Annotated in this window: 20 protein-coding genes and 5 pseudogenes; 14 read left to right on the top strand and 11 right to left on the bottom strand. The window is 62.4% G+C overall.

Annotated elements, in window-relative coordinates; all coding sequences use genetic code 11:
• Nucleotides 1-347: 347 nt before the first annotated feature.
• The 3 genes and pseudogenes from FE851_RS24370 to FE851_RS24360 form a co-directional block, all read left to right on the top strand.
• Nucleotides 348-557, top strand: a pseudogene (locus FE851_RS24370) (DUF6884 domain-containing protein); the annotation flags it as partial.
• A 256-nt stretch (nt 558-813) separates the two neighbouring features.
• Nucleotides 814-1071 carry a hypothetical protein gene (locus FE851_RS24365; RefSeq protein ID WP_006953903.1) on the top strand — a complete coding sequence of 86 codons (258 nt, stop codon included), beginning with the start codon at nt 814-816 and terminating at the stop codon, nt 1069-1071.
• A gap of 221 nt (nt 1072-1292) precedes the next feature.
• Nucleotides 1293-1610: a hypothetical protein gene (locus tag FE851_RS24360; protein WP_006953908.1), complete on the top strand. Its 318-nt coding sequence runs from the start codon at nt 1293-1295 to the stop codon at nt 1608-1610.
• 398 nt (nt 1611-2008) lie between these two features.
• On the opposite strand, the gene FE851_RS26440 is transcribed toward FE851_RS24360, so the two are convergent.
• Complete coding sequence (locus FE851_RS26440) at nt 2009-2956, bottom strand: hypothetical protein (protein WP_186378982.1); 948 nt, start codon at nt 2954-2956, stop codon at nt 2009-2011.
• Between the two features lie 107 nt (nt 2957-3063).
• Between FE851_RS26440 and FE851_RS24350 the strand changes: the two genes are divergently transcribed.
• Complete coding sequence (locus FE851_RS24350) at nt 3064-3303, top strand: hypothetical protein (protein WP_004213290.1); 240 nt, start codon at nt 3064-3066, stop codon at nt 3301-3303.
• Nucleotides 3304-3320: 17 nt separating this feature from the next.
• Here the strand turns inward: FE851_RS24350 and FE851_RS24345 are convergent, their stop codons facing one another.
• Together FE851_RS24345 and FE851_RS24340 are read right to left on the bottom strand one after the other, a co-directional pair.
• Nucleotides 3321-3500 (bottom strand): hypothetical protein, encoded by a 180-nt coding sequence (locus tag FE851_RS24345; RefSeq protein ID WP_004213289.1) that lies wholly within the window; start codon nt 3498-3500, stop codon nt 3321-3323.
• A gap of 113 nt (nt 3501-3613) precedes the next feature.
• Nucleotides 3614-3871: a helix-turn-helix domain-containing protein gene (locus tag FE851_RS24340; RefSeq protein WP_081643395.1), complete on the bottom strand. Its 258-nt coding sequence runs from the start codon at nt 3869-3871 to the stop codon at nt 3614-3616.
• A 198-nt stretch (nt 3872-4069) separates the two neighbouring features.
• Here FE851_RS24340 and FE851_RS24325 point away from each other — a divergent pair, with 198 nt between their 5' ends.
• The 6 genes and pseudogenes from FE851_RS24325 to FE851_RS27400 all read left to right on the top strand — a co-directional run.
• Nucleotides 4070-5749 (top strand): Mu transposase C-terminal domain-containing protein, encoded by a 1680-nt coding sequence (locus tag FE851_RS24325; protein ID WP_000179844.1) that lies wholly within the window; start codon nt 4070-4072, stop codon nt 5747-5749.
• 2 nt (nt 5750-5751) lie between these two features.
• The gene (locus FE851_RS24320) at nt 5752-6660 is read left to right on the top strand and encodes a TniB family NTP-binding protein (protein ID WP_003155746.1); all 909 of its coding nucleotides are present in this window, start codon (nt 5752-5754) and stop codon (nt 6658-6660) included.
• Complete coding sequence (locus FE851_RS24315) at nt 6657-7874, top strand: TniQ family protein (RefSeq protein WP_006122485.1); 1218 nt, start codon at nt 6657-6659, stop codon at nt 7872-7874. The genes FE851_RS24320 and FE851_RS24315 overlap by 4 nt, the downstream gene beginning before the upstream one ends.
• 61 nt (nt 7875-7935) lie before the next feature.
• Nucleotides 7936-8067 (top strand): annotated as a pseudogene (locus tag FE851_RS26430) (recombinase family protein); the annotation flags it as partial.
• 61 nt (nt 8068-8128) lie between these two features.
• Nucleotides 8129-8284 (top strand): annotated as a pseudogene (locus FE851_RS27405) (IS6 family transposase); the annotation flags it as partial.
• 40 nt (nt 8285-8324) lie between these two features.
• Nucleotides 8325-8531, top strand: a pseudogene (locus FE851_RS27400) (IS6 family transposase); the annotation flags it as partial.
• A gap of 110 nt (nt 8532-8641) precedes the next feature.
• Here the strand turns inward: FE851_RS27400 and FE851_RS27070 are convergent.
• The 8 genes and pseudogenes from FE851_RS27070 to FE851_RS24265 all read right to left on the bottom strand — a co-directional run.
• Nucleotides 8642-8944, bottom strand: a pseudogene (locus FE851_RS27070) (DsbA family protein); the annotation flags it as partial.
• Between the two features lie 197 nt (nt 8945-9141).
• Nucleotides 9142-9951 (bottom strand): TlpA family protein disulfide reductase, encoded by an 810-nt coding sequence (locus tag FE851_RS24295; RefSeq protein WP_066706253.1) that lies wholly within the window; start codon nt 9949-9951, stop codon nt 9142-9144.
• A complete protein-coding gene (locus FE851_RS24290; RefSeq protein ID WP_066706250.1) occupies nt 9951-10733 on the bottom strand; it encodes a sulfite exporter TauE/SafE family protein in 783 nt (260 codons plus the stop codon). Before FE851_RS24290 ends, FE851_RS24295 begins: the two co-directional genes overlap by 1 nt.
• Entirely contained in the window at nt 10730-11962 is a 1233-nt protein-coding gene (locus FE851_RS24285; RefSeq protein ID WP_066706247.1) for an FAD/NAD(P)-binding oxidoreductase, read from the bottom strand. The genes FE851_RS24290 and FE851_RS24285 overlap by 4 nt, the downstream gene beginning before the upstream one ends.
• Complete coding sequence (locus FE851_RS24280) at nt 11959-12393, bottom strand: TIGR01244 family sulfur transferase (RefSeq protein ID WP_066706245.1); 435 nt, start codon at nt 12391-12393, stop codon at nt 11959-11961. Before FE851_RS24280 ends, FE851_RS24285 begins: the two co-directional genes overlap by 4 nt.
• Before the next feature lie 18 nt (nt 12394-12411).
• Nucleotides 12412-12837 carry a DUF6691 family protein gene (locus FE851_RS24275; RefSeq protein WP_145206851.1) on the bottom strand — a complete coding sequence of 142 codons (426 nt, stop codon included), beginning with the start codon at nt 12835-12837 and terminating at the stop codon, nt 12412-12414.
• Nucleotides 12837-13274 carry a YeeE/YedE family protein gene (locus tag FE851_RS24270; RefSeq protein WP_174525784.1) on the bottom strand — a complete coding sequence of 146 codons (438 nt, stop codon included), beginning with the start codon at nt 13272-13274 and terminating at the stop codon, nt 12837-12839. The genes FE851_RS24275 and FE851_RS24270 overlap by 1 nt, the downstream gene beginning before the upstream one ends.
• Nucleotides 13274-14179 carry an MBL fold metallo-hydrolase gene (locus FE851_RS24265; protein ID WP_371423995.1) on the bottom strand — a complete coding sequence of 302 codons (906 nt, stop codon included), beginning with the start codon at nt 14177-14179 and terminating at the stop codon, nt 13274-13276. Before FE851_RS24265 ends, FE851_RS24270 begins: the two co-directional genes overlap by 1 nt.
• A 96-nt stretch (nt 14180-14275) precedes the next feature.
• On the opposite strand from FE851_RS24265, the gene FE851_RS24260 reads away from it, so the two are divergent.
• The 4 genes from FE851_RS24260 to FE851_RS24250 all read left to right on the top strand — a co-directional run bounded on the left by FE851_RS24260 (nt 14276) and on the right by FE851_RS24250 (nt 16009).
• The gene (locus FE851_RS24260) at nt 14276-14899 is read left to right on the top strand and encodes a peroxiredoxin (RefSeq protein ID WP_066706236.1); all 624 of its coding nucleotides are present in this window, start codon (nt 14276-14278) and stop codon (nt 14897-14899) included.
• Nucleotides 14896-15072: a hypothetical protein gene (locus tag FE851_RS26420; protein ID WP_186378981.1), complete on the top strand. Its 177-nt coding sequence runs from the start codon at nt 14896-14898 to the stop codon at nt 15070-15072. Before FE851_RS24260 ends, FE851_RS26420 begins: the two co-directional genes overlap by 4 nt.
• The gene (locus tag FE851_RS24255; RefSeq protein WP_066706233.1) at nt 15026-15436 is read left to right on the top strand and encodes an ArsR/SmtB family transcription factor; all 411 of its coding nucleotides are present in this window, start codon (nt 15026-15028) and stop codon (nt 15434-15436) included. Before FE851_RS26420 ends, FE851_RS24255 begins: the two co-directional genes overlap by 47 nt.
• Before the next feature lie 69 nt (nt 15437-15505).
• Nucleotides 15506-16009 (top strand): DsrE family protein, encoded by a 504-nt coding sequence (locus FE851_RS24250; RefSeq protein ID WP_145206850.1) that lies wholly within the window; start codon nt 15506-15508, stop codon nt 16007-16009.
• Nucleotides 16010-16212: the final 203 nt, after the last annotated feature.

Here is a 16212-nt window from a genome sequence, read left to right as displayed (position 1 = left end):
CTTTCCCGCAAACGAAGGTCGAGTGGGACGGCTGACGGCGGCAAGGCGCGCTCGATGGCAACGAGGTGCCATTTTCCCGAAATGTGTTCCCGATTGGCTTTTCCCGAAACTGCCCGGTGCAGATGGAGAAACGGGACAGCCTATGGCCGTCTGATCGACCTCCCGCTGGCGGTCGAAGTTGTTGGCAGACAGCGTGAGTGCGACGCCTCGTTTGCGAGCAGCGCCGGATGAGGGCGAGCACATTGGCAGCTAATTTGAGCACGGCGCCACGCGCCAGTGGCAGATAGCGTGAGCAGGAAATCGCGCTGTTGGCGAGCAGACGCCGCTACGATTGCGAGCCCCTACAGCTAGGCGCGATGAAGGCAGGCGCGCGCCGCCTTTGGGGCGCGCGCGTGATCGAAGCAATGGCCGAGCAGATCGACGCCGCCGCGCCGCTGATCGTTCTCGCAGGCCGCAACTATCGCGATCCCCTTTGGCCGCAGATCGAACGGCGCGCATCGGTTCCGATGGAGGGGCTTGGAATCGGTCAGCAGCTCGCTTGGTTAAGCGACAACTGAAAGCGAGAATTGTCGCGGTCCATGCGCAACGTCGCGCGATGCGCTTCGAGGGGGCATCTGTTTGTCGCGCCGCCCTTTCAATCTATCCAACGCCATTTGGCGTTGTGAGTTTGAGGATTATAGGCCCATCAACGGCCCAAGCCCCCCGGTAGGGCCGCCCACTCCCGGCAAGCGCAAATGGCGTAGTTTGCGCTTGCCGGGAGACCAGTTGCCCTCTCTATATGGCAAGGTGACTGCCCCCACACCGACAGCGCCCTTGTGGACCCAAGATCAGGCCATCGCCTATGAGGCAGCCCTTGAGGCCATCAACGATGTTATCGCCGGTTACAGCGAGCAGATCGCGCTTGAGCATGGTCGCGTTGTGCCGAACACGGCGCGGATCGCTTGGCTCGAAATGCGGACGGATCAGGCATCGGCCACCGGCCATGCGCTCAATGTGATGGATGATGAGAATGTCCGACAAACGCTGCTGGAATACAGCGCGATCGTTCGGGCGCGAGACGGCGCAGGGTGAAGGTCCGCCCGATGGACGGGCGTTAGTTCGTTAAATCCCCCCGTCAGTGTCTTCCTAGCATGAGGGCTGCACCAGGCCGCATCAAGGATCGGCGGTTCCCCCAATTTGCTGCGCAAATCGGCTCCCCCACCGCCCGCTAGCGCGGCCGCTTCGCGGTCCCTGACCCGACCCGGCGCTGCCCTCCCCTTGGCCTCGCCAATTCCGGCAACAAGGAGGTTGTTATGTCTCATCGTCTGTTCGCTCAGCTGGCTTTCGAGCGTGCGCTTGGAAATGCTGCGATCGAGGCGCTGGCGACCGCGTTGAACGATAAGGATCATTTCGACGCGGAAAGCATGTGGCCGAAAGACCCGATGTTTATCGGCAAGACGAGTGCTGACATCGAGGCGGTTGCGGCCGAGCTGGGCCAGATCATCGAGGACCGTATCAAGGACGTGCTCGACGGCCCCGGCATCCGCAACATCGAGCGCGGCGAATGCGTCTATCCGCAAGTCGTCGCGGTCGTGCTGGCGGCCAAGGCGAAGCGCGGCCAATCCGGCTGACGCCGGAGGGGCGGGCTTAGCCCGCCCCTTTTCGCCCGCTGGGCGAAACCGATGATCTCGGTGCCATGCAGAGCGCGGGACGGGGCATCGAACCCCGCCCCGCGCAATCTCTTCTCTCTGTGTGTCGTGGCATTTTGGCATGGGTGCGCGCCAGCTTTCAAGGATCGGCGGTTCCCCCAATTTGCTGCGCAAATCGGCTCCCCCACCGCCCGCTACCGCGGCCGCTTCGCGGTCCCTGACAGCCGGCGCCGGTGCCCATGCCGGGTGTCTCCCGTCACCAACGAGAAGGAGAACCGGATGCACATCAAATTGTTTAGAGCACTGAAAGCGGCTAATCTGTCCGACGACGCCGCAGCGGAAGTTGTAGAGGCTATTGAGGAGTATATCGCCGTGAAGGTTCAGGAGGCGAACAAGGGAATCGAAAGCAAGCTGACGGCACAGACTTGGGTCATCGGCAGCGTCGGTTTCGTCCTCGCAGTCATCGGCCTCGCGCCCGCTTTCATCAAACTGTTCCAGTAAGACAAAGGGAGGCTTCGGCCTCCCTTATGGGACTGTCTCTTATACACATCTAGATGTGTATAAGAGACAGCGGCAATCCCCTCCGCATCACGATCATCATTCTTCTGCGCCTGTCTCTTATACACATCTAGATGTGTATAAGAGACAGCGGCAATCCCCTCCGCATCACGATCATCATTCTTCTGCGCCTGTCTCTTATACACATCTAGATGTGTATAAGAGACAGCGGCAATCCCCTCCGCATCACGATCATCATTCTTCTGCGCCTGTCTCTTATACACATCTAGATGTGTATAAGAGACAGCGGCAATCCCCTCCGCATCACGATCATCATTCTTCTGCGCCTGTCTCTTATACACATCTAGATGTGTATAAGAGACAGCGGCAATCCCCTCCGCATCACGATCATCATTCTTCTGCGCCTGTCTCTTATACACATCTAGATGTGTATAAGAGACAGCGGCAATCCCCTCCGCATCACGATCATCATTCTTCTGCGCCTGTCTCTTATACACATCTAGATGTGTATAAGAGACAGCGGCAATCCCCTCCGCATCACGATCATCATTCTTCTGCGCCTGTCTCTTATACACATCTAGATGTGTATAAGAGACAGCGGCAATCCCCTCCGCATCACGATCATCATTCTTCTGCGCCTGTCTCTTATACACATCTAGATGTGTATAAGAGACAGCGGCAATCCCCTCCGCATCACGATCATCATTCTTCTGCGCCTGTCTCTTATACACATCTAGATGTGTATAAGAGACAGCGGCAATCCCCTCCGCATCACGATCATCATTCTTCTGCGCCTGTCTCTTATACACATCTAGATGTGTATAAGAGACAGGATCAGAACACCGTAAAATCCTACGTGCAAACGGGGCGGGCCATACGTCTTTTGCCGAACCGCCTGATTGTCAGGAGACGCAACTTGACCGACTTCGCACAAGCACGGCTCGATATGTTCGAGAGCGGTTTATTCGGCCAGGGCAATGCTTTCTGGCGCTGGATCGCAACGGACGAGGCGCGGCCCTATCTGGCCGCTTTCGCCGCCGATCGCGCGCCACCCAGCGGAAGCGAGTTTTTCGCGGCCGATCTTACCGCCGAGGATCTACTTGCTTCCGATCACCTGGCTGAGCTGGCCCAGAAGATCGAAGCGGCTCACGGCTAGCGCCGTGCGCGCCGGGGCTATTTGCGAGCAGATGTGCGCTGTTGCTCCGCCACGTCGCGGATCATAGCTGCCCAGCATCCCAAGATCATGCCCTCTTCATTATCGACTTCGCTTGTGGCGACCGCATAGATACCCAGCAAGTTTGCAACCTCGCTCGCCTCGACAATGCCTTGACGCGCAAGCAGCGTGGCAAACATCGAGAGTGCTCCCCCCATTGCCCGCACCAGCGGCGCATCTTGTAGCAGTCGGTCAAATTCGCGGGGCGGGTTACTGGACATAGATTGTTCCGATCAAATAAAGCGACTGCCTTTCAGGACTTGTCGCGGGAAGTGCTATCCGCTGCCAATAATTCGACAGCCGATAATCCGAAAGCATCGGCAAGGCTCTCCAAGGTGGCAAGCGTTGGATTACCATGTCCGCGCACCATGTATGAAATATGTGACGCCGCAACGCCCGAGCGTTCGGACAACTCCCCTTGAGTTATGCCTAGTTTCTTTAGTTCGCGAGAGATGTTGGCCCCGAGCTGGGCCATCAACGGCGATGTTCGTTTCAGGTATATGGTTGGCATCGTGTTCGCGTCCTTCTGGCTAGGCGCAGAATGTCGGCACGGGCAGCATGGCGCAATTGTCATTTTCAGAAGACGACTGCACCAGTTGATTGGGCGTAATGGCTGTTGTGCAGCCAGCTCCTGACAGTTCAATATCAGAAGTGATCTGCACCAATCTCGACTATGCTCAATACTCGTGTGCACCAAAGCGAGGTGAGCATGGCGACGGACACCCCACGGATTCCAGAACAAGGCGTGGCCACTCTGCCTGATGAGGCTTGGGAGCGTGCGCGCCGTCGTGCGGAGATCATCAGTCCGTTGGCGCAGTCGGAGACGGTCGGGCACGAAGCGGCCGATATGGCGGCTCAGGCGCTGGGCTTGTCTCGGCGCCAGGTATACGTTCTGATCCGGCGTGCCCGGCAAGGCAGCGGCCTCGTGACGGATCTGGTGCCCGGCCAGTCCGGTGGAGGTAAAGGTAAGGGGCGCTTGCCGGAACCGGTCGAGCGCGTCATCCACGAGCTACTGCAAAAGCGGTTCCTGACCAAGCAGAAGCGCAGCCTAGCGGCCTTTCACCGCGAAGTCACTCAGGTGTGCAAGGCTCAAAAACTGCGAGTGCCGGCGCGCAATACCGTGGCCTTACGGATCGCTAGCCTTGACCCGCGCAAGGTCATCCGCCGGCGGGAAGGCCAGGATGCCGCTCGTGACCTACAAGGTGTGGGCGGCGAGCCTCCTGCCGTGACCGCGCCGCTGGAGCAGGTGCAGATAGACCATACGGTCATCGACCTGATCGTGGTCGATGACCGCGACCGGCAACCTATTGGCCGCCCGTACCTGACCCTCGCCATCGACGTGTTCACCCGCTGCGTGCTCGGCATGGTCGTCACGCTGGAAGCGCCGTCTGCCGTTTCGGTTGGCCTGTGCCTCGTGCATGTCGCCTGCGACAAGCGCCCTTGGCTGGAAGGACTGAACGTGGAAATGGATTGGCAGATGAGCGGCAAGCCCTTGCTGCTCTACCTAGACAACGCGGCCGAGTTCAAGAGCGAGGCCCTGCGCCGGGGTTGCGAGCAGCATGGCATCCGGCTGGACTATCGCCCGCTGGGACAGCCGCACTATGGCGGCATCGTGGAACGGATCATCGGCACGGCGATGCAGATGATTCACGACGAACTGCCGGGAACGACCTTCTCCAACCCTGACCAGCGCGGCGACTACGATTCCGAAAACAAGGCCGCCCTGACGCTGCGCGAGCTAGAGCGCTGGCTCACATTGGCGGTCGGCACCTACCACGGTTCGGTGCACAACGGCCTGCTCCAACCGCCGGCCGCGCGCTGGGCCGAGGCCGTGGCGCGTGTCGGCGTACCGGCCGTCGTCACACGCGCTACTTCGTTCCTGGTCGATTTTCTGCCGATCCTCCGGCGCACGCTGACCCGCACCGGCTTTGTCATCGACCACATCCACTACTACGCCGATGCGCTCAAGCCGTGGATTGCGCGGCGTGAACGCTGGCCGTCCTTTCTGATCCGGCGCGATCCGCGCGACATCAGCCGTATCTGGGTCCTGGAACCGGAGGGACAGCATTACCTGGAAATTCCCTACCGTACCTTGTCGCATCCGGCTGTCACCCTCTGGGAACAACGGCAGGCGCTGGCGAAACTGCGGCAGCAAGGGCGCGAACAGGTGGATGAGTCGGCGCTGTTCCGCATGATCGGCCAGATGCGTGAGATTGTGACCAGCGCGCAGAAGGCCACACGCAAGGCGCGGCGTGACGCGGATCGCCGCCAGCACCTCAAGACATCAGCTCGGCCGGACAAGCCCGTTCCGCCGGATACGGATATTGCCGACCCGCAGGCAGACAACTTGCCACCCGCCAAACCGTTCGACCAGATTGAGGAGTGGTAGCCGTGGACGAATATCCCATCATCGACCTGTCCCACCTGCTGCCGGCGGCCCAGGGCTTGGCCCGTCTTCCGGCGGACGAGCGCATCCAGCGCCTTCGCGCCGACCGCTGGATCGGCTATCCGCGCGCAGTCGAGGCGCTGAACCGGCTGGAAGCCCTTTATGCGTGGCCAAACAAGCAACGCATGCCCAACCTGCTGCTGGTTGGCCCGACCAACAATGGCAAGTCGATGATCGTCGAGAAGTTCCGCCGCACCCACCCGGCCAGCTCCGACGCCGACCAGGAGCACATCCCGGTGTTGGTCGTGCAGATGCCGTCCGAGCCGTCCGTGATCCGCTTCTACGTCGCGCTGCTCGCCGCGATGGGCGCGCCGCTGCGCCCACGCCCACGGTTGCCGGAAATGGAGCAACTGGCTCTGGCACTGCTGCGCAAGGTCGGCGTGCGCATGCTGGTGATCGACGAGCTGCACAACGTGCTGGCCGGCAACAGCGTCAACCGCCGGGAATTCCTCAACCTGCTGCGCTTCCTCGGCAACGAACTGCGCATCCCGTTGGTTGGGGTAGGCACGCGCGACGCCTACCTAGCCATCCGCTCCGATGACCAGTTGGAAAATCGCTTCGAGCCGATGATGCTGCCGGTATGGGAGGCCAACGACGATTGCTGCTCACTGCTGGCCAGCTTCGCCGCTTCGCTCCCGCTGCGCCGGCCTTCCCCAATTGCCACGCTGGACATGGCTCGCTACCTGCTCACACGCAGCGAGGGCACCATAGGGGAACTGGCGCACTTGCTGATGGCGGCGGCCATCGTCGCCGTGGAGAGCGGCGAGGAAGCGATCAACCATCGCACACTCAGCATGGCCGTTTACACCGGACCCAGCGAGCGGCGGCGGCAATTCGAGCGGGAACTGATGTGAAGCCTGCGCCGCGCTGGCCGCTGCATCCCGCCCCGAAAGAAGGCGAGGCGCTGTCCTCATGGCTCAACCGCGTGGCCCTTTGCTATCACATGGAGGAGCCCGACCTGCTGGAGCACGATCTTGGTCACGGCCAGGTCGATGACCTGGACACCGCGCCACCACTCTCGCTGCTGGCGTTGCTTTCCCAGCGGAGCGGCATCGAGCTGGACCGGCTGCGCTGTATGAGTTTCGCCGGATGGGTGCCTTGGCTACTGGACAGCCTTGATGACCAGATTCCAGACGCCTTGGAAACCTATGCGTTTCAGCTCTCGGTGTTGCTGCCAAGACTCCGCCGTAAGACGCGATCCATCACGAGCTGGCGTGCCTGGCTGCCCAGCCAGCCGATAAACCGCGCCTGTCCGCTCTGCCTGAGCGATCCGGAGAACCAAGCCGTACTGCTCGCGTGGAAGCTGCCCCTGATGCTGAGCTGCCCGCTGCATGGCTGCTGGCTGGAATCCTATTGGGGCGTGCCAGGGCGGTTTCTCGGCTGGGAGAACGCCGACGCCGAACCGCGCACCGCCAGCGACGCGATTGCGGCGATGGACCAGCGTACCTGGCAGGCACTGACAACCGGTCACGTGGAGCTGCCGCGCCGACGCATCCACGCCGGATTGTGGTTTCGACTTCTTCGCACGCTGCTCGATGAGCTGAACACCCCGCTTTCCGCGTGCGGAACCTGCGCGGGGTATCCCCGCCAAGTCTGGGAAGGCTGCGGGCATCCGCTGCGTGCTGGGCAAAGTCTGTGGCGACCGTATGAAACCCTGAATCCGATAGTACGGTTACAGATGCTGGAGGCGGCGGCAACGGCAATCAGCTTGATTGAGGTGAGGGACATCAGCCCGCCAGGCGAGCAGGCAAAGCTATTCTGGTCCGAGCCCCAAACCGGGTTCACCAGTGGCCTGCCGACGAAAGCGCCGAAGCCCGAGCCCATCAATCACTGGCAGCGTGCAGTCCAGGCCATCGACGAGGCCATCATTGAAGCGCGACACAACCCCGAGACGGCACGCTCGCTGTTCGCGTTGGCTTCCTATGGTCGGCGCGATCCCGCTTCCTTGGAACGGTTGCGCGCCACCTTCGTGAAGGAAGGCATCCCGCCGGAATTTCTGTCACATTACCTGCCTGATGCACCCTTTGCATGTCTTAAACAAAATGACGGGTTAAGTGACAAATTTTGACGGATAGAGCTTTCCGGCTCACACTGTCACATAATCGAACGTATACGTGACGGGTGAAAAGGTGCTGATCGGCTACATGCGGGTATCGAAGGCGGACGGATCCCAGTCCACCAATTTGCAACGCGATGCGCTCATCGCCGCTGGTGTGAGCCTTGCGCACCTTTACGAGGATCTGGCCTCGGGCAGGCGCGATGGCTCTGTTGCAAAAATCGTGAAGCTTGAGCATGCTTGGCGGAGATTGGACGGACGGAACGATGACGGATTTCAAGTGGCGCCATTTCCAGGGTGATGTGATCCTGTGGGCGGTGCGCTGGTATTGTCGCTATCCGATCAGCTATCGCGACCTTGAGGAAATGCTGGCGGAACGCGGCATTTCGGTCGACCATACGACGATCTATCGCTGGGTCCAGTGCCTGTCTCTTATACACATCTAGATGTGTATAAGAGACAGGTTTCAAATCGATCCCCACGGCCTATGCCACGATCAAGGGATTCGAAGTCATGCGAGCCCTGCGCAAAGGACAGGCTCGCCCCTGGTGCCTGCAGCCCGGCATCAGGGGCGAGGTGCGCCTTGTGGAGAGAGCTTTTGGCATTGGGCCCTCGGCGCTGACGGAGGCCATGGGCATGCTCAACCACCATTTCGCAGCAGCCGCCTGATCGGCGCAGAGCGACAGCCTACCTCTGACTGCCGCCAATCTTTGCAACAGAGCCCCGGCGACGACCTGCGAGCCGACGATCAGCGCCGGCGTCCCGTTGAAACCGATCGCTTGGGCGATGCCATCGGTGCGCGTGAGCAGCGCGTCGATTTCGGCGCCGCGCGATTTCAGATCCCGTTGCAGACGGGGCCAGTCGACCCTGGCTTTGGCAGCCGCTGCCTTGACGCCCGCGCTGTCGAGCCGCGCCGGCGAGGTCATCAGCGCCTCGTGAAAGGCGGCATGCCTGCCCTGCCATTGGCTCGCGACGGCTGCGCGCGACGCCTCACGTGAAGCAGGTCCGAAGATCGGCCAATCCCGGTACACGACCCGTACCCTCGGGTCAGAGCGAAGCAGGGCGTTCAGCACCGGCTCCATGCGACGGCAATAGGGGCAGTTGTAGTCGAAGAACTCGACCACCGTGACGTCATAGGTCTTGCCGGCGCGCTTGGGTGCCACGGGATCGTCGACGACGGCCTTGCGCGACAGATCGGGCTGCTGCGCGATAACCGGGGAGATCGGCGCGGCGAAGGCAAGCGCAGCCAGGAGGCCCCGCGACAACAGGTTGCGACGGTTCATCGGTGTTTCCTTGCTAATTCGATTCCATCGACGAGGGCGGCGCGTGACAATTCACCGAGCTGGAGCTGTACGATTGTGCCGTCGCCCGCGACGAAGGCCGTTGCGGGATACCCCGCCACCTTCAGGGCTTGGGAAAGGCCACGATCGGTGTCGAGCGCGACATGGCGCGCTCCGATATTTTCACGGCCGAGAAAACCGCTGACGATCGCTTGCGCCTCGCCCTGATCGGCAAGAAGGATCGGGACCTCGCCAGGGCGCGATGCAACCGCATCGAGCATCGGCAGCTCACGCCGGCACGGGCCGCACCATGTCGCCCACAGGTTGACTACGAACGGCTGGCCACGGAAACGATCGAGTGGAAGCGGCGCGCCGGACAGGGTCGTCAGGTTGAGATGATAGGGGAACGGGCCGTAGGTCACGGGAGGGATCAGCGCCTGAAGCAAGAACCAGAGGCCACCCGCAACAGCCAACGCTCCCCAGCCTGCCGCCAGCGCGCTTGAGCGACCAAGCCGGATCGCCAGCATCGCCGCTGCGCCGAGAAGCCCTGCAAGGGGGGAAAAGCCGCCCTGCCACATGGCAAGGATGGACAGCGGAGCGTCGACGTAGCTCGACCAATGCGCTGCAACGTAACCGATCCGCGCCGTAACCAGTCCAGCGACGATGGCGCTGGTGGAGACCGTCGACACGCGAGGGATGTGAAGCCGACCGGCCAGCGTCGTTAGACCAAGGAACACGACGATACACAGCACGGCAAGCCCGCGATCGACGGCCAGCATCAGCGGCCCGATGGTAATCGCACCCCCCATCAAAGAAACGCGGCCGCGCTTTTCCAGAGCATGTAGGTCGCCACCACGAAGATCAGGACGGCGAAGACCGTGGTGAGCGTGCCGCCCGAGCCGAGGCGCTTCGCGATGCGCGTGCCGATCAGGCCGCCGACAACCCCACCGGCGATGAACACGAAAGCGAGCGGCCAGTCTACCAGACCGGAAAACGCGTAGTTGGCGGCCGTCGTCAGCCCGAACGCGGTGACGGCGATCAAGGACGTGCCGACAGCGTTCAAAATCGGCATGCCCGTCGACCCGATCAGGCCGGGGACGATCAGAAAGCCCCCGCCGATGCCGAAGAAGCCCGAGAACAGACCGGTGCCAAGGCCGTAGCCCAGCACCTTCGGCGCCTTTTCCCGGTTGCACTCCGCCCCCGGGCTGCCCGTGTCACCGCGCCCGCGCAGCATCAGGACGCCGACGACGACCATGACCAGCGCGAACAGGAACAGGAGCTTGCCGCCATCGACGGCCTTGCCCGCGGTGGAGCCGAACAGGGCGCCGATGACGCCGGCGGTCGCATACATGCCGCCACAGCGCCATTTGACGTTATGCGCCTTGGCATGACCGATCAGGCCGGTTGCAGCGTTAGCGGCCACCGCGAACGCGCTCGTGCCGATGGCGAGGTGGGCGTTGGGCACGCGCACCAGATAGACCATGAGCGGCACGGCGAGGATCGAGCCGCCCCCGCCGACAAGCCCGAGGGTAAAGCCCACCAGGCTGCCGGACAGCGCGCCCAACAGATACTGGAGCGGTTCGAGGGTCATGCCGCTTTGCCGATCTCATGCGGGGCCGCCATCCACTCATGGCCTTTCAGCATGGCCTGCCAATAGATCGGGGGCAGCATCCGCTCCTTCAGGAACCAGGCAGCTCGCGTCGGGCGCGTGCCGTTCAGGAGCCACGACGGAAAGCTGGGTAGCAGTTTCCCACCATAGCCGAACTCGGCGAGGACGATCTTGCCACGCTCGACCGTGAGCGGGCACGATCCATAGCCGTCATAGTCGACAATAGGTGGCTTGCCATCGAGTGCGGCGAGCGCGTTGACCGCCACCACGGGTGCCTGCTTGCGGGCTGCCGCAGCCGTCTTCGCATTACTGGTGCCAGCGGCATCACCCAGGCCGAAAACATTGTCGTACCGCTTATGGCGCAGCGTCGCTTCATCGACCTCGACGAAGCCGTTTGCCGCCGCGAGCGGACTTTTGGCGACGACATCATGCGAAACCTGAGGCGGCACGACATGGAGCATGTCGAACTCGCGTTCGACCCGCTCGCTGACGCCGTCCCGCTTGCGCTCGAAGGTGGCAATACGCCGATCGGCGTCGACCGCGACGAGGTTGGATTCGAGCCTAAGGTCGATCCCATACTTCTCGACATATTCCATCAGCGCAGGGACGTAGGTCGCGACGCCGAATAGCGCCGCACCGGCGTTGTGAAATTCGACGTCGATCGCGGGGAGCACACCGTGATCGCGCCAGATGTCGCAGGACAGGTACATCGCCTTTTGAGGCGCGCCGGCGCACTTGATCGGCATCGGCGGTTGCGAGAACAGCGCGCGTCCCCGCTGCAATTCCTGGACAAGCCGGTAGGTGTAAGGTGCCAGATCGTAGCGGTAATTGGACGTGACGCCGTTGCGGCCCAACGCCTCGGGAAGCCCCGCGATCTTATCCCACGCCAAACGCAGGCCGGGAGCGACGATCAGGACACGGTAGGCGATCGTATCCCCGTCTCCCAGGGTGATCGCCTGACGCTCGGGGTCGATGGTGATCGCAGGCAGCCGGATCCATTCAACGCCCTTGGGCATGACATCGGCTTCGGCCTTGCGGGTCTGCTCGGACGTGAAGACGCCCGCCCCGACCATCGTCCAACCCGGCTGATAATAATGGTCCCGGGCCGCATCGACGACAGCGATTGACACCTTGGCGTTGCGCTTCAGGATGCTGGCGGCTGTTGCGATGCCCGCGGCTCCGCCTCCGATGATGACGATGTCGTAGGTCATTTGCCGGCCCCTTCGGAACGACGGGCCAGCGCCGGCTTCAGATCGGCGAGATCGTACCCGGCTGCCTTGGCCTGACCGATGATCGTTTCTGGATCGGCATGATCCGCCTCCGCCAATGCCCAAAGGGTAGCCGCCCGCATGCCGCTTCGGCAGAAGCCGAGCGTCGGTCCCGGCAGCGCAGTCAGCGCTTCCTTCATCCGGTCCGCATCGGCATCGGTCGCCTTGCCCGGCACGATCGGGACATGGGCGAACGCAAGGCCGTGTTCTTCGGCGATCCGGGCCATCTCGTGTGCGCTCGGCTGTCCCTGCTCCTCGCCATCGAGCCGGCTCGAAACGATCGAGCGAAACCCCGCCTGTGCGGCGGCAGCGACATCATCCCGGGTGAGCTGGGGAGCAGCCGAGAAGGACGGTGTGATCTTCTTGAAGGCCATGTGACGTCTCCTGTCCGGTCATGCCGAACGGCGTGGGATGAGTGCGAAGCGGTGGATGGCTGCGCCGAGCGCCATCGCAGCGATGAAGAGCAGCGCGGGGGCAGGCTGGATCGCGAGTGCGGCGATGGCGGGGCCTGGGCACAAGCCGACAAGGCCCCAGCCTATGCCGAACAAGGCGGCGCCAGCGATGAGGCGCGCGTCGATCGGCGACGTGGCGGGCGTATAGAACTGCTCCGCGACGATCGGCGTGGAGCGCGCACGCACGACGAGCCAGGCTATCGCCATCGGCAGGATCGCTCCCGCCATGACGAAGGCGAGGGTCGGATCCCAGGCTCCGGTGACGTCGAGAAACGCACGTACCCGGGCAGGATCGATCATGCCGGAAACGGCGAGGCCAGCGCCGAACAGCGTGCCGCTGACAAGCGAAAGGATGCCTTGCCGCATCACGCTACCACTCCCGCCAGGCGCATGAGGGTCACGGTGGCGATACCGGTCGCCATGAACGTACCCGTCGCGACGATAGACCGCGGCGACAGGCGCGACAGGCCGCAGACGCCGTGACCGCTGGTGCACCCTGCGCCGAGCCGCGTACCGATCCCGACGATCAGCCCGGCGACGGCGATCAGCCCGAGCGACGTCGGGAAGCGGGCTTCCACATCCCGATTGGCCGCAACAAGGGCTGCACCCAGGGGCAGCCCCACTGTAAACAGGAGTGCCATCATCCAGGGCGCGCCTCCTTGGGAAAGGCCGAGGACACGGGCGAACATGCCACTGACCCCGGCGATGCGGCCGTTGCCCAGTAACATGATCGCCGCAGCGACACCGATCATCAGCCCACCGATAAAGCCGGCGAGCGGCATGGCATGGGGAAATCCGGGCATCACAGCGCATCCAGTGGGATCTTGAGGTAGCGGGTGCCGTTGGCTTCCGGCTCCGGCAGATGGCCGCCGCGCATATTCACCTGAACTGAGGGCAGGATGAGCTTGGGCATCGACAGGGTGGCATCGCGACGGGTGCGCATCGCGACGAAGTCGTCTTCGTCCACGCCTTCGTGGACATGGACGTTGCCGACGCGCTGCGCGCCCACGGTCGTCTCCCAGACATACTGGTCGCGACCCGCAGCCTTGTAGTCGTGACACAGGAACAGCCGCGTCTCGTCAGGCAACTGCATCAGTCGGCGGATCGAGCGGAATAGCTGGCGCGCATCACCACCGGGGAAGTCCGCGCGTGCTGTGCCGTAATCCGGCATGAAAAGGGTATCGCCGGTGAAGACCGCGTCGCCGATGACATAGGCCATGTCGGCGGGGGTGTGCCCCGGCACATGCAGCGCGATGGCCTCGATGTCGCCGATCGCGAAACGATCGCCATCGTCGAACAGGCGGTCGAACTCGGAGCCGTCGCGTTCGAAGTCGGTGCCGGCGTTGAAAATCTTGCCGAAGACGTTCTGTACGCGAATGATCTCGCGGCCGATCGCGAGCTGACCACCCAGCGCCTTCTGCAGATAGGGCGCCGCAGACAGGTGATCGGCATGAGCATGGGTCTCAAGCAGCCAGTCGACCGAAAGGCCGTGCTCCCGCACATAAGCGATTACCACATCCGCCGACGCCGTCTTGGTGCGACCGGCCGCAGCGTCAAAATCCAGCACACTGTCGACGACCGCGGCCTTCCGCGTGGCAGGGTCCCAGACGACGTAGGTCGCGGTGTTGGTCGGCTCATCAAAGAAGGAATGAACGACCGGCGCTCCTGCCGCCTTCGCACGTTCAATCTGCGCAACTGCCTCGCTCAACGCCGATTCCACAATTGCCTCCGTTTATCGATTTCACGGTTTATGTAGTCGTGTAACCCACTTGCGTCAACGGGCGCCCCGTGCCATCTGAAAAACATGGAAACGATGGATGCAGACGCACCGCGCTCGTTGCGTATCGGGGACGTTGCCCCGAATTTTACCGCCCGCACGACGCAGGGCGAAATGACGCTCGATCAGTATCGTGGTCGCTGGGTCGTGTTCTTCTCGCACCCGGCTGATTTTACGCCGGTCTGCACCAGCGAGTTTGTAGCCCTGACCAAGGCCGCACCGCAATTCGAGGAGCTGGACTGCGCCTTGCTCGGGCTGTCGGTCGACAGCCTGTATTCGCATGTCGCCTGGTTGCGTGCGATCAAGGATGTCTTCGGCGTAGAGGTGCCGTTTCCGGTCGTGGAAGATCCGTCGATGGCCGTGGGTTACGCCTATGGCATGCTCGACGAACAGGCCGGCGATGCTTCAGCCGTGCGTGCGACCTACTTCATCGATCCCGAGGGCATTATCCGTGCGCTCAACTGGTATCCCATGAACGTCGGGCGATCGGTCGACGAGATGCTCCGCACGGTGAGGGCGCTGCAGCGATCGGCCGATGGGCAAGCCTACATGCCGGCCGATTGGCAGCCGGGTGACGATGTTCTGCTGCCGCCTGCCCTGCCGGGCAACGCCGGTGCAGACTGGTTTCATCAGTTGAAGGCCGATCGATGACGGCGATCCATCAATCCCGCGCGATCGCGGACACGGCGGTTGAGAAGCTGCGGGCTGTCTCTTATACACATCTAGATGTGTATAAGAGACAGGTGCAGACTGGTTTCATCAGTTGGAGGCCGATCGATGACGGCGATCCATCAATCCCGCGCGATCGCGGACACGGCGGTTGAGAAGCTGCGGGTGTTCGCTCAGCCCCAGCGTCTCATGATCCTGTCCTATCTGCTCGGCGGTGAGCGTCAGGTTGCGGACATAGAGGCTGCTACCGGCGTGACCCAACCGGCCCTCAGCCAGCAGCTTGCCGAGCTGCGCCGCGCCGAGCTGGTGAAGACGAGACGTGAAGCCAAGCAGGTCTACTACCGTCTTGCCGATGAGGCCGCTGCACTGTGCGTGCGCACGCTGGAAGCGATGTTCGGCGCCGACGATACAGCCGTGGAGGAAGCAGCGCCCGCTCCCCGTCCGGCGCGAGCGCGCGGGGCGTCGGTTACAGCGCGGCCGCAAAACATGGGCGCGGCCATGTTTGCAAGGGTCGGATAATCATTCCGGTTGTGGAAGGAAAATGAGATGCGGTTTCCCATTATCGCAGTTGCCGGATGCCTTGCCGTCATGAGCAGTGCCGGGTCAGCAGGCGTCGCCGCTCAGCAACCCGTGATTGCCGGATATGGCAAGATCACGCCGATCGAAGGCGCCTTGGAGCGGCCGGATCGCTCCCTGCGCTATCGCGTACTGTTCAGCGTGACGAAGGCGGCGTCATCTCCCGACAAGGTCAATCCTTCGCTGGAGAAGGTCGCACGCTTCCTGAACCTGCTCGGGACGGACGGCGTGCGGCCAACACAGGGAGATGTGGTCGTGATCGTCCACGGCCCGGCGACGCCGATTATTTCCGAAGATGGGGAATATGCGACAAAAACCGGTGCTGCGAAGAATCCCAATCTTGCCCTGATAGCGGCGCTGAAACGAGCAGGCGTGTCCGTTCGGGTGTGCAGCCAGGCTTTAGTCGGGAATGGGATCGCTCCGGTTACGGTCGATAAGGCTGTCGAAGTCGACGTCTCGGCTCTCACCACAATGGCGACGTTGCAGATACGTGGTTGGGCGCTGATCCCTGACTGATCGTACCGAACTACTTCCTGTTTTATCATTCCAGTCCGTAACTCGGCCAGTGTCACAACCGTCCGGTTGTGACACCACCTCAACCGGCCCCCTTTCCGGCCGGTTCACAGGTGTCAAAACCCCGGATCATAATCATCGGCGAAACAGGCAGATTTTATAGTCGTGAAAGCGGCCCGCACGGCTTTCCCAAAAACGAAGGTCGG

This window comes from Sphingobium sp. B2, assembly GCF_007693735.1.
GTDB classification, from domain to species: domain Bacteria; phylum Pseudomonadota; class Alphaproteobacteria; order Sphingomonadales; family Sphingomonadaceae; genus Sphingobium; species Sphingobium xenophagum.
This window is presented reverse-complemented; position numbering and strand designations above follow the sequence as displayed.

What these genes read in the sequence shown, in the direction of transcription:
- FE851_RS24295 (WP_066706253.1), bottom strand. Translation starts at nt 9,951, where the DNA reads ATGGGGGGTGCGATTACCATCGGGCCGCTGATGCTGGCCGTCGATCGC.
- FE851_RS24285 (WP_066706247.1), bottom strand. Translation starts at nt 11,962, where the DNA reads ATGACCTACGACATCGTCATCATCGGAGGCGGAGCCGCGGGCATCGCA.
- FE851_RS24260 (WP_066706236.1), top strand. Translation starts at nt 14,276, where the DNA reads ATGGAAACGATGGATGCAGACGCACCGCGCTCGTTGCGTATCGGGGAC.
- FE851_RS26420 (WP_186378981.1), top strand. Translation starts at nt 14,896, where the DNA reads ATGACGGCGATCCATCAATCCCGCGCGATCGCGGACACGGCGGTTGAG.
- FE851_RS24290 (WP_066706250.1), bottom strand. Translation starts at nt 10,733, where the DNA reads ATGACCCTCGAACCGCTCCAGTATCTGTTGGGCGCGCTGTCCGGCAGC.
- FE851_RS24255 (WP_066706233.1), top strand. Translation starts at nt 15,026, where the DNA reads ATGACGGCGATCCATCAATCCCGCGCGATCGCGGACACGGCGGTTGAG.
- FE851_RS24250 (WP_145206850.1), top strand. Translation starts at nt 15,506, where the DNA reads ATGAGCAGTGCCGGGTCAGCAGGCGTCGCCGCTCAGCAACCCGTGATT.
- FE851_RS24270 (WP_174525784.1), bottom strand. Translation starts at nt 13,274, where the DNA reads ATGCCCGGATTTCCCCATGCCATGCCGCTCGCCGGCTTTATCGGTGGG.
- FE851_RS24360 (WP_006953908.1), top strand. Translation starts at nt 1,293, where the DNA reads ATGTCTCATCGTCTGTTCGCTCAGCTGGCTTTCGAGCGTGCGCTTGGA.
- FE851_RS24325 (WP_000179844.1), top strand. Translation starts at nt 4,070, where the DNA reads ATGGCGACGGACACCCCACGGATTCCAGAACAAGGCGTGGCCACTCTG.
- FE851_RS24275 (WP_145206851.1), bottom strand. Translation starts at nt 12,837, where the DNA reads ATGCGGCAAGGCATCCTTTCGCTTGTCAGCGGCACGCTGTTCGGCGCT.
- FE851_RS24345 (WP_004213289.1), bottom strand. Translation starts at nt 3,500, where the DNA reads ATGTTTGCCACGCTGCTTGCGCGTCAAGGCATTGTCGAGGCGAGCGAG.
- FE851_RS24280 (WP_066706245.1), bottom strand. Translation starts at nt 12,393, where the DNA reads ATGGCCTTCAAGAAGATCACACCGTCCTTCTCGGCTGCTCCCCAGCTC.
- FE851_RS24340 (WP_081643395.1), bottom strand. Translation starts at nt 3,871, where the DNA reads ATGCCAACCATATACCTGAAACGAACATCGCCGTTGATGGCCCAGCTC.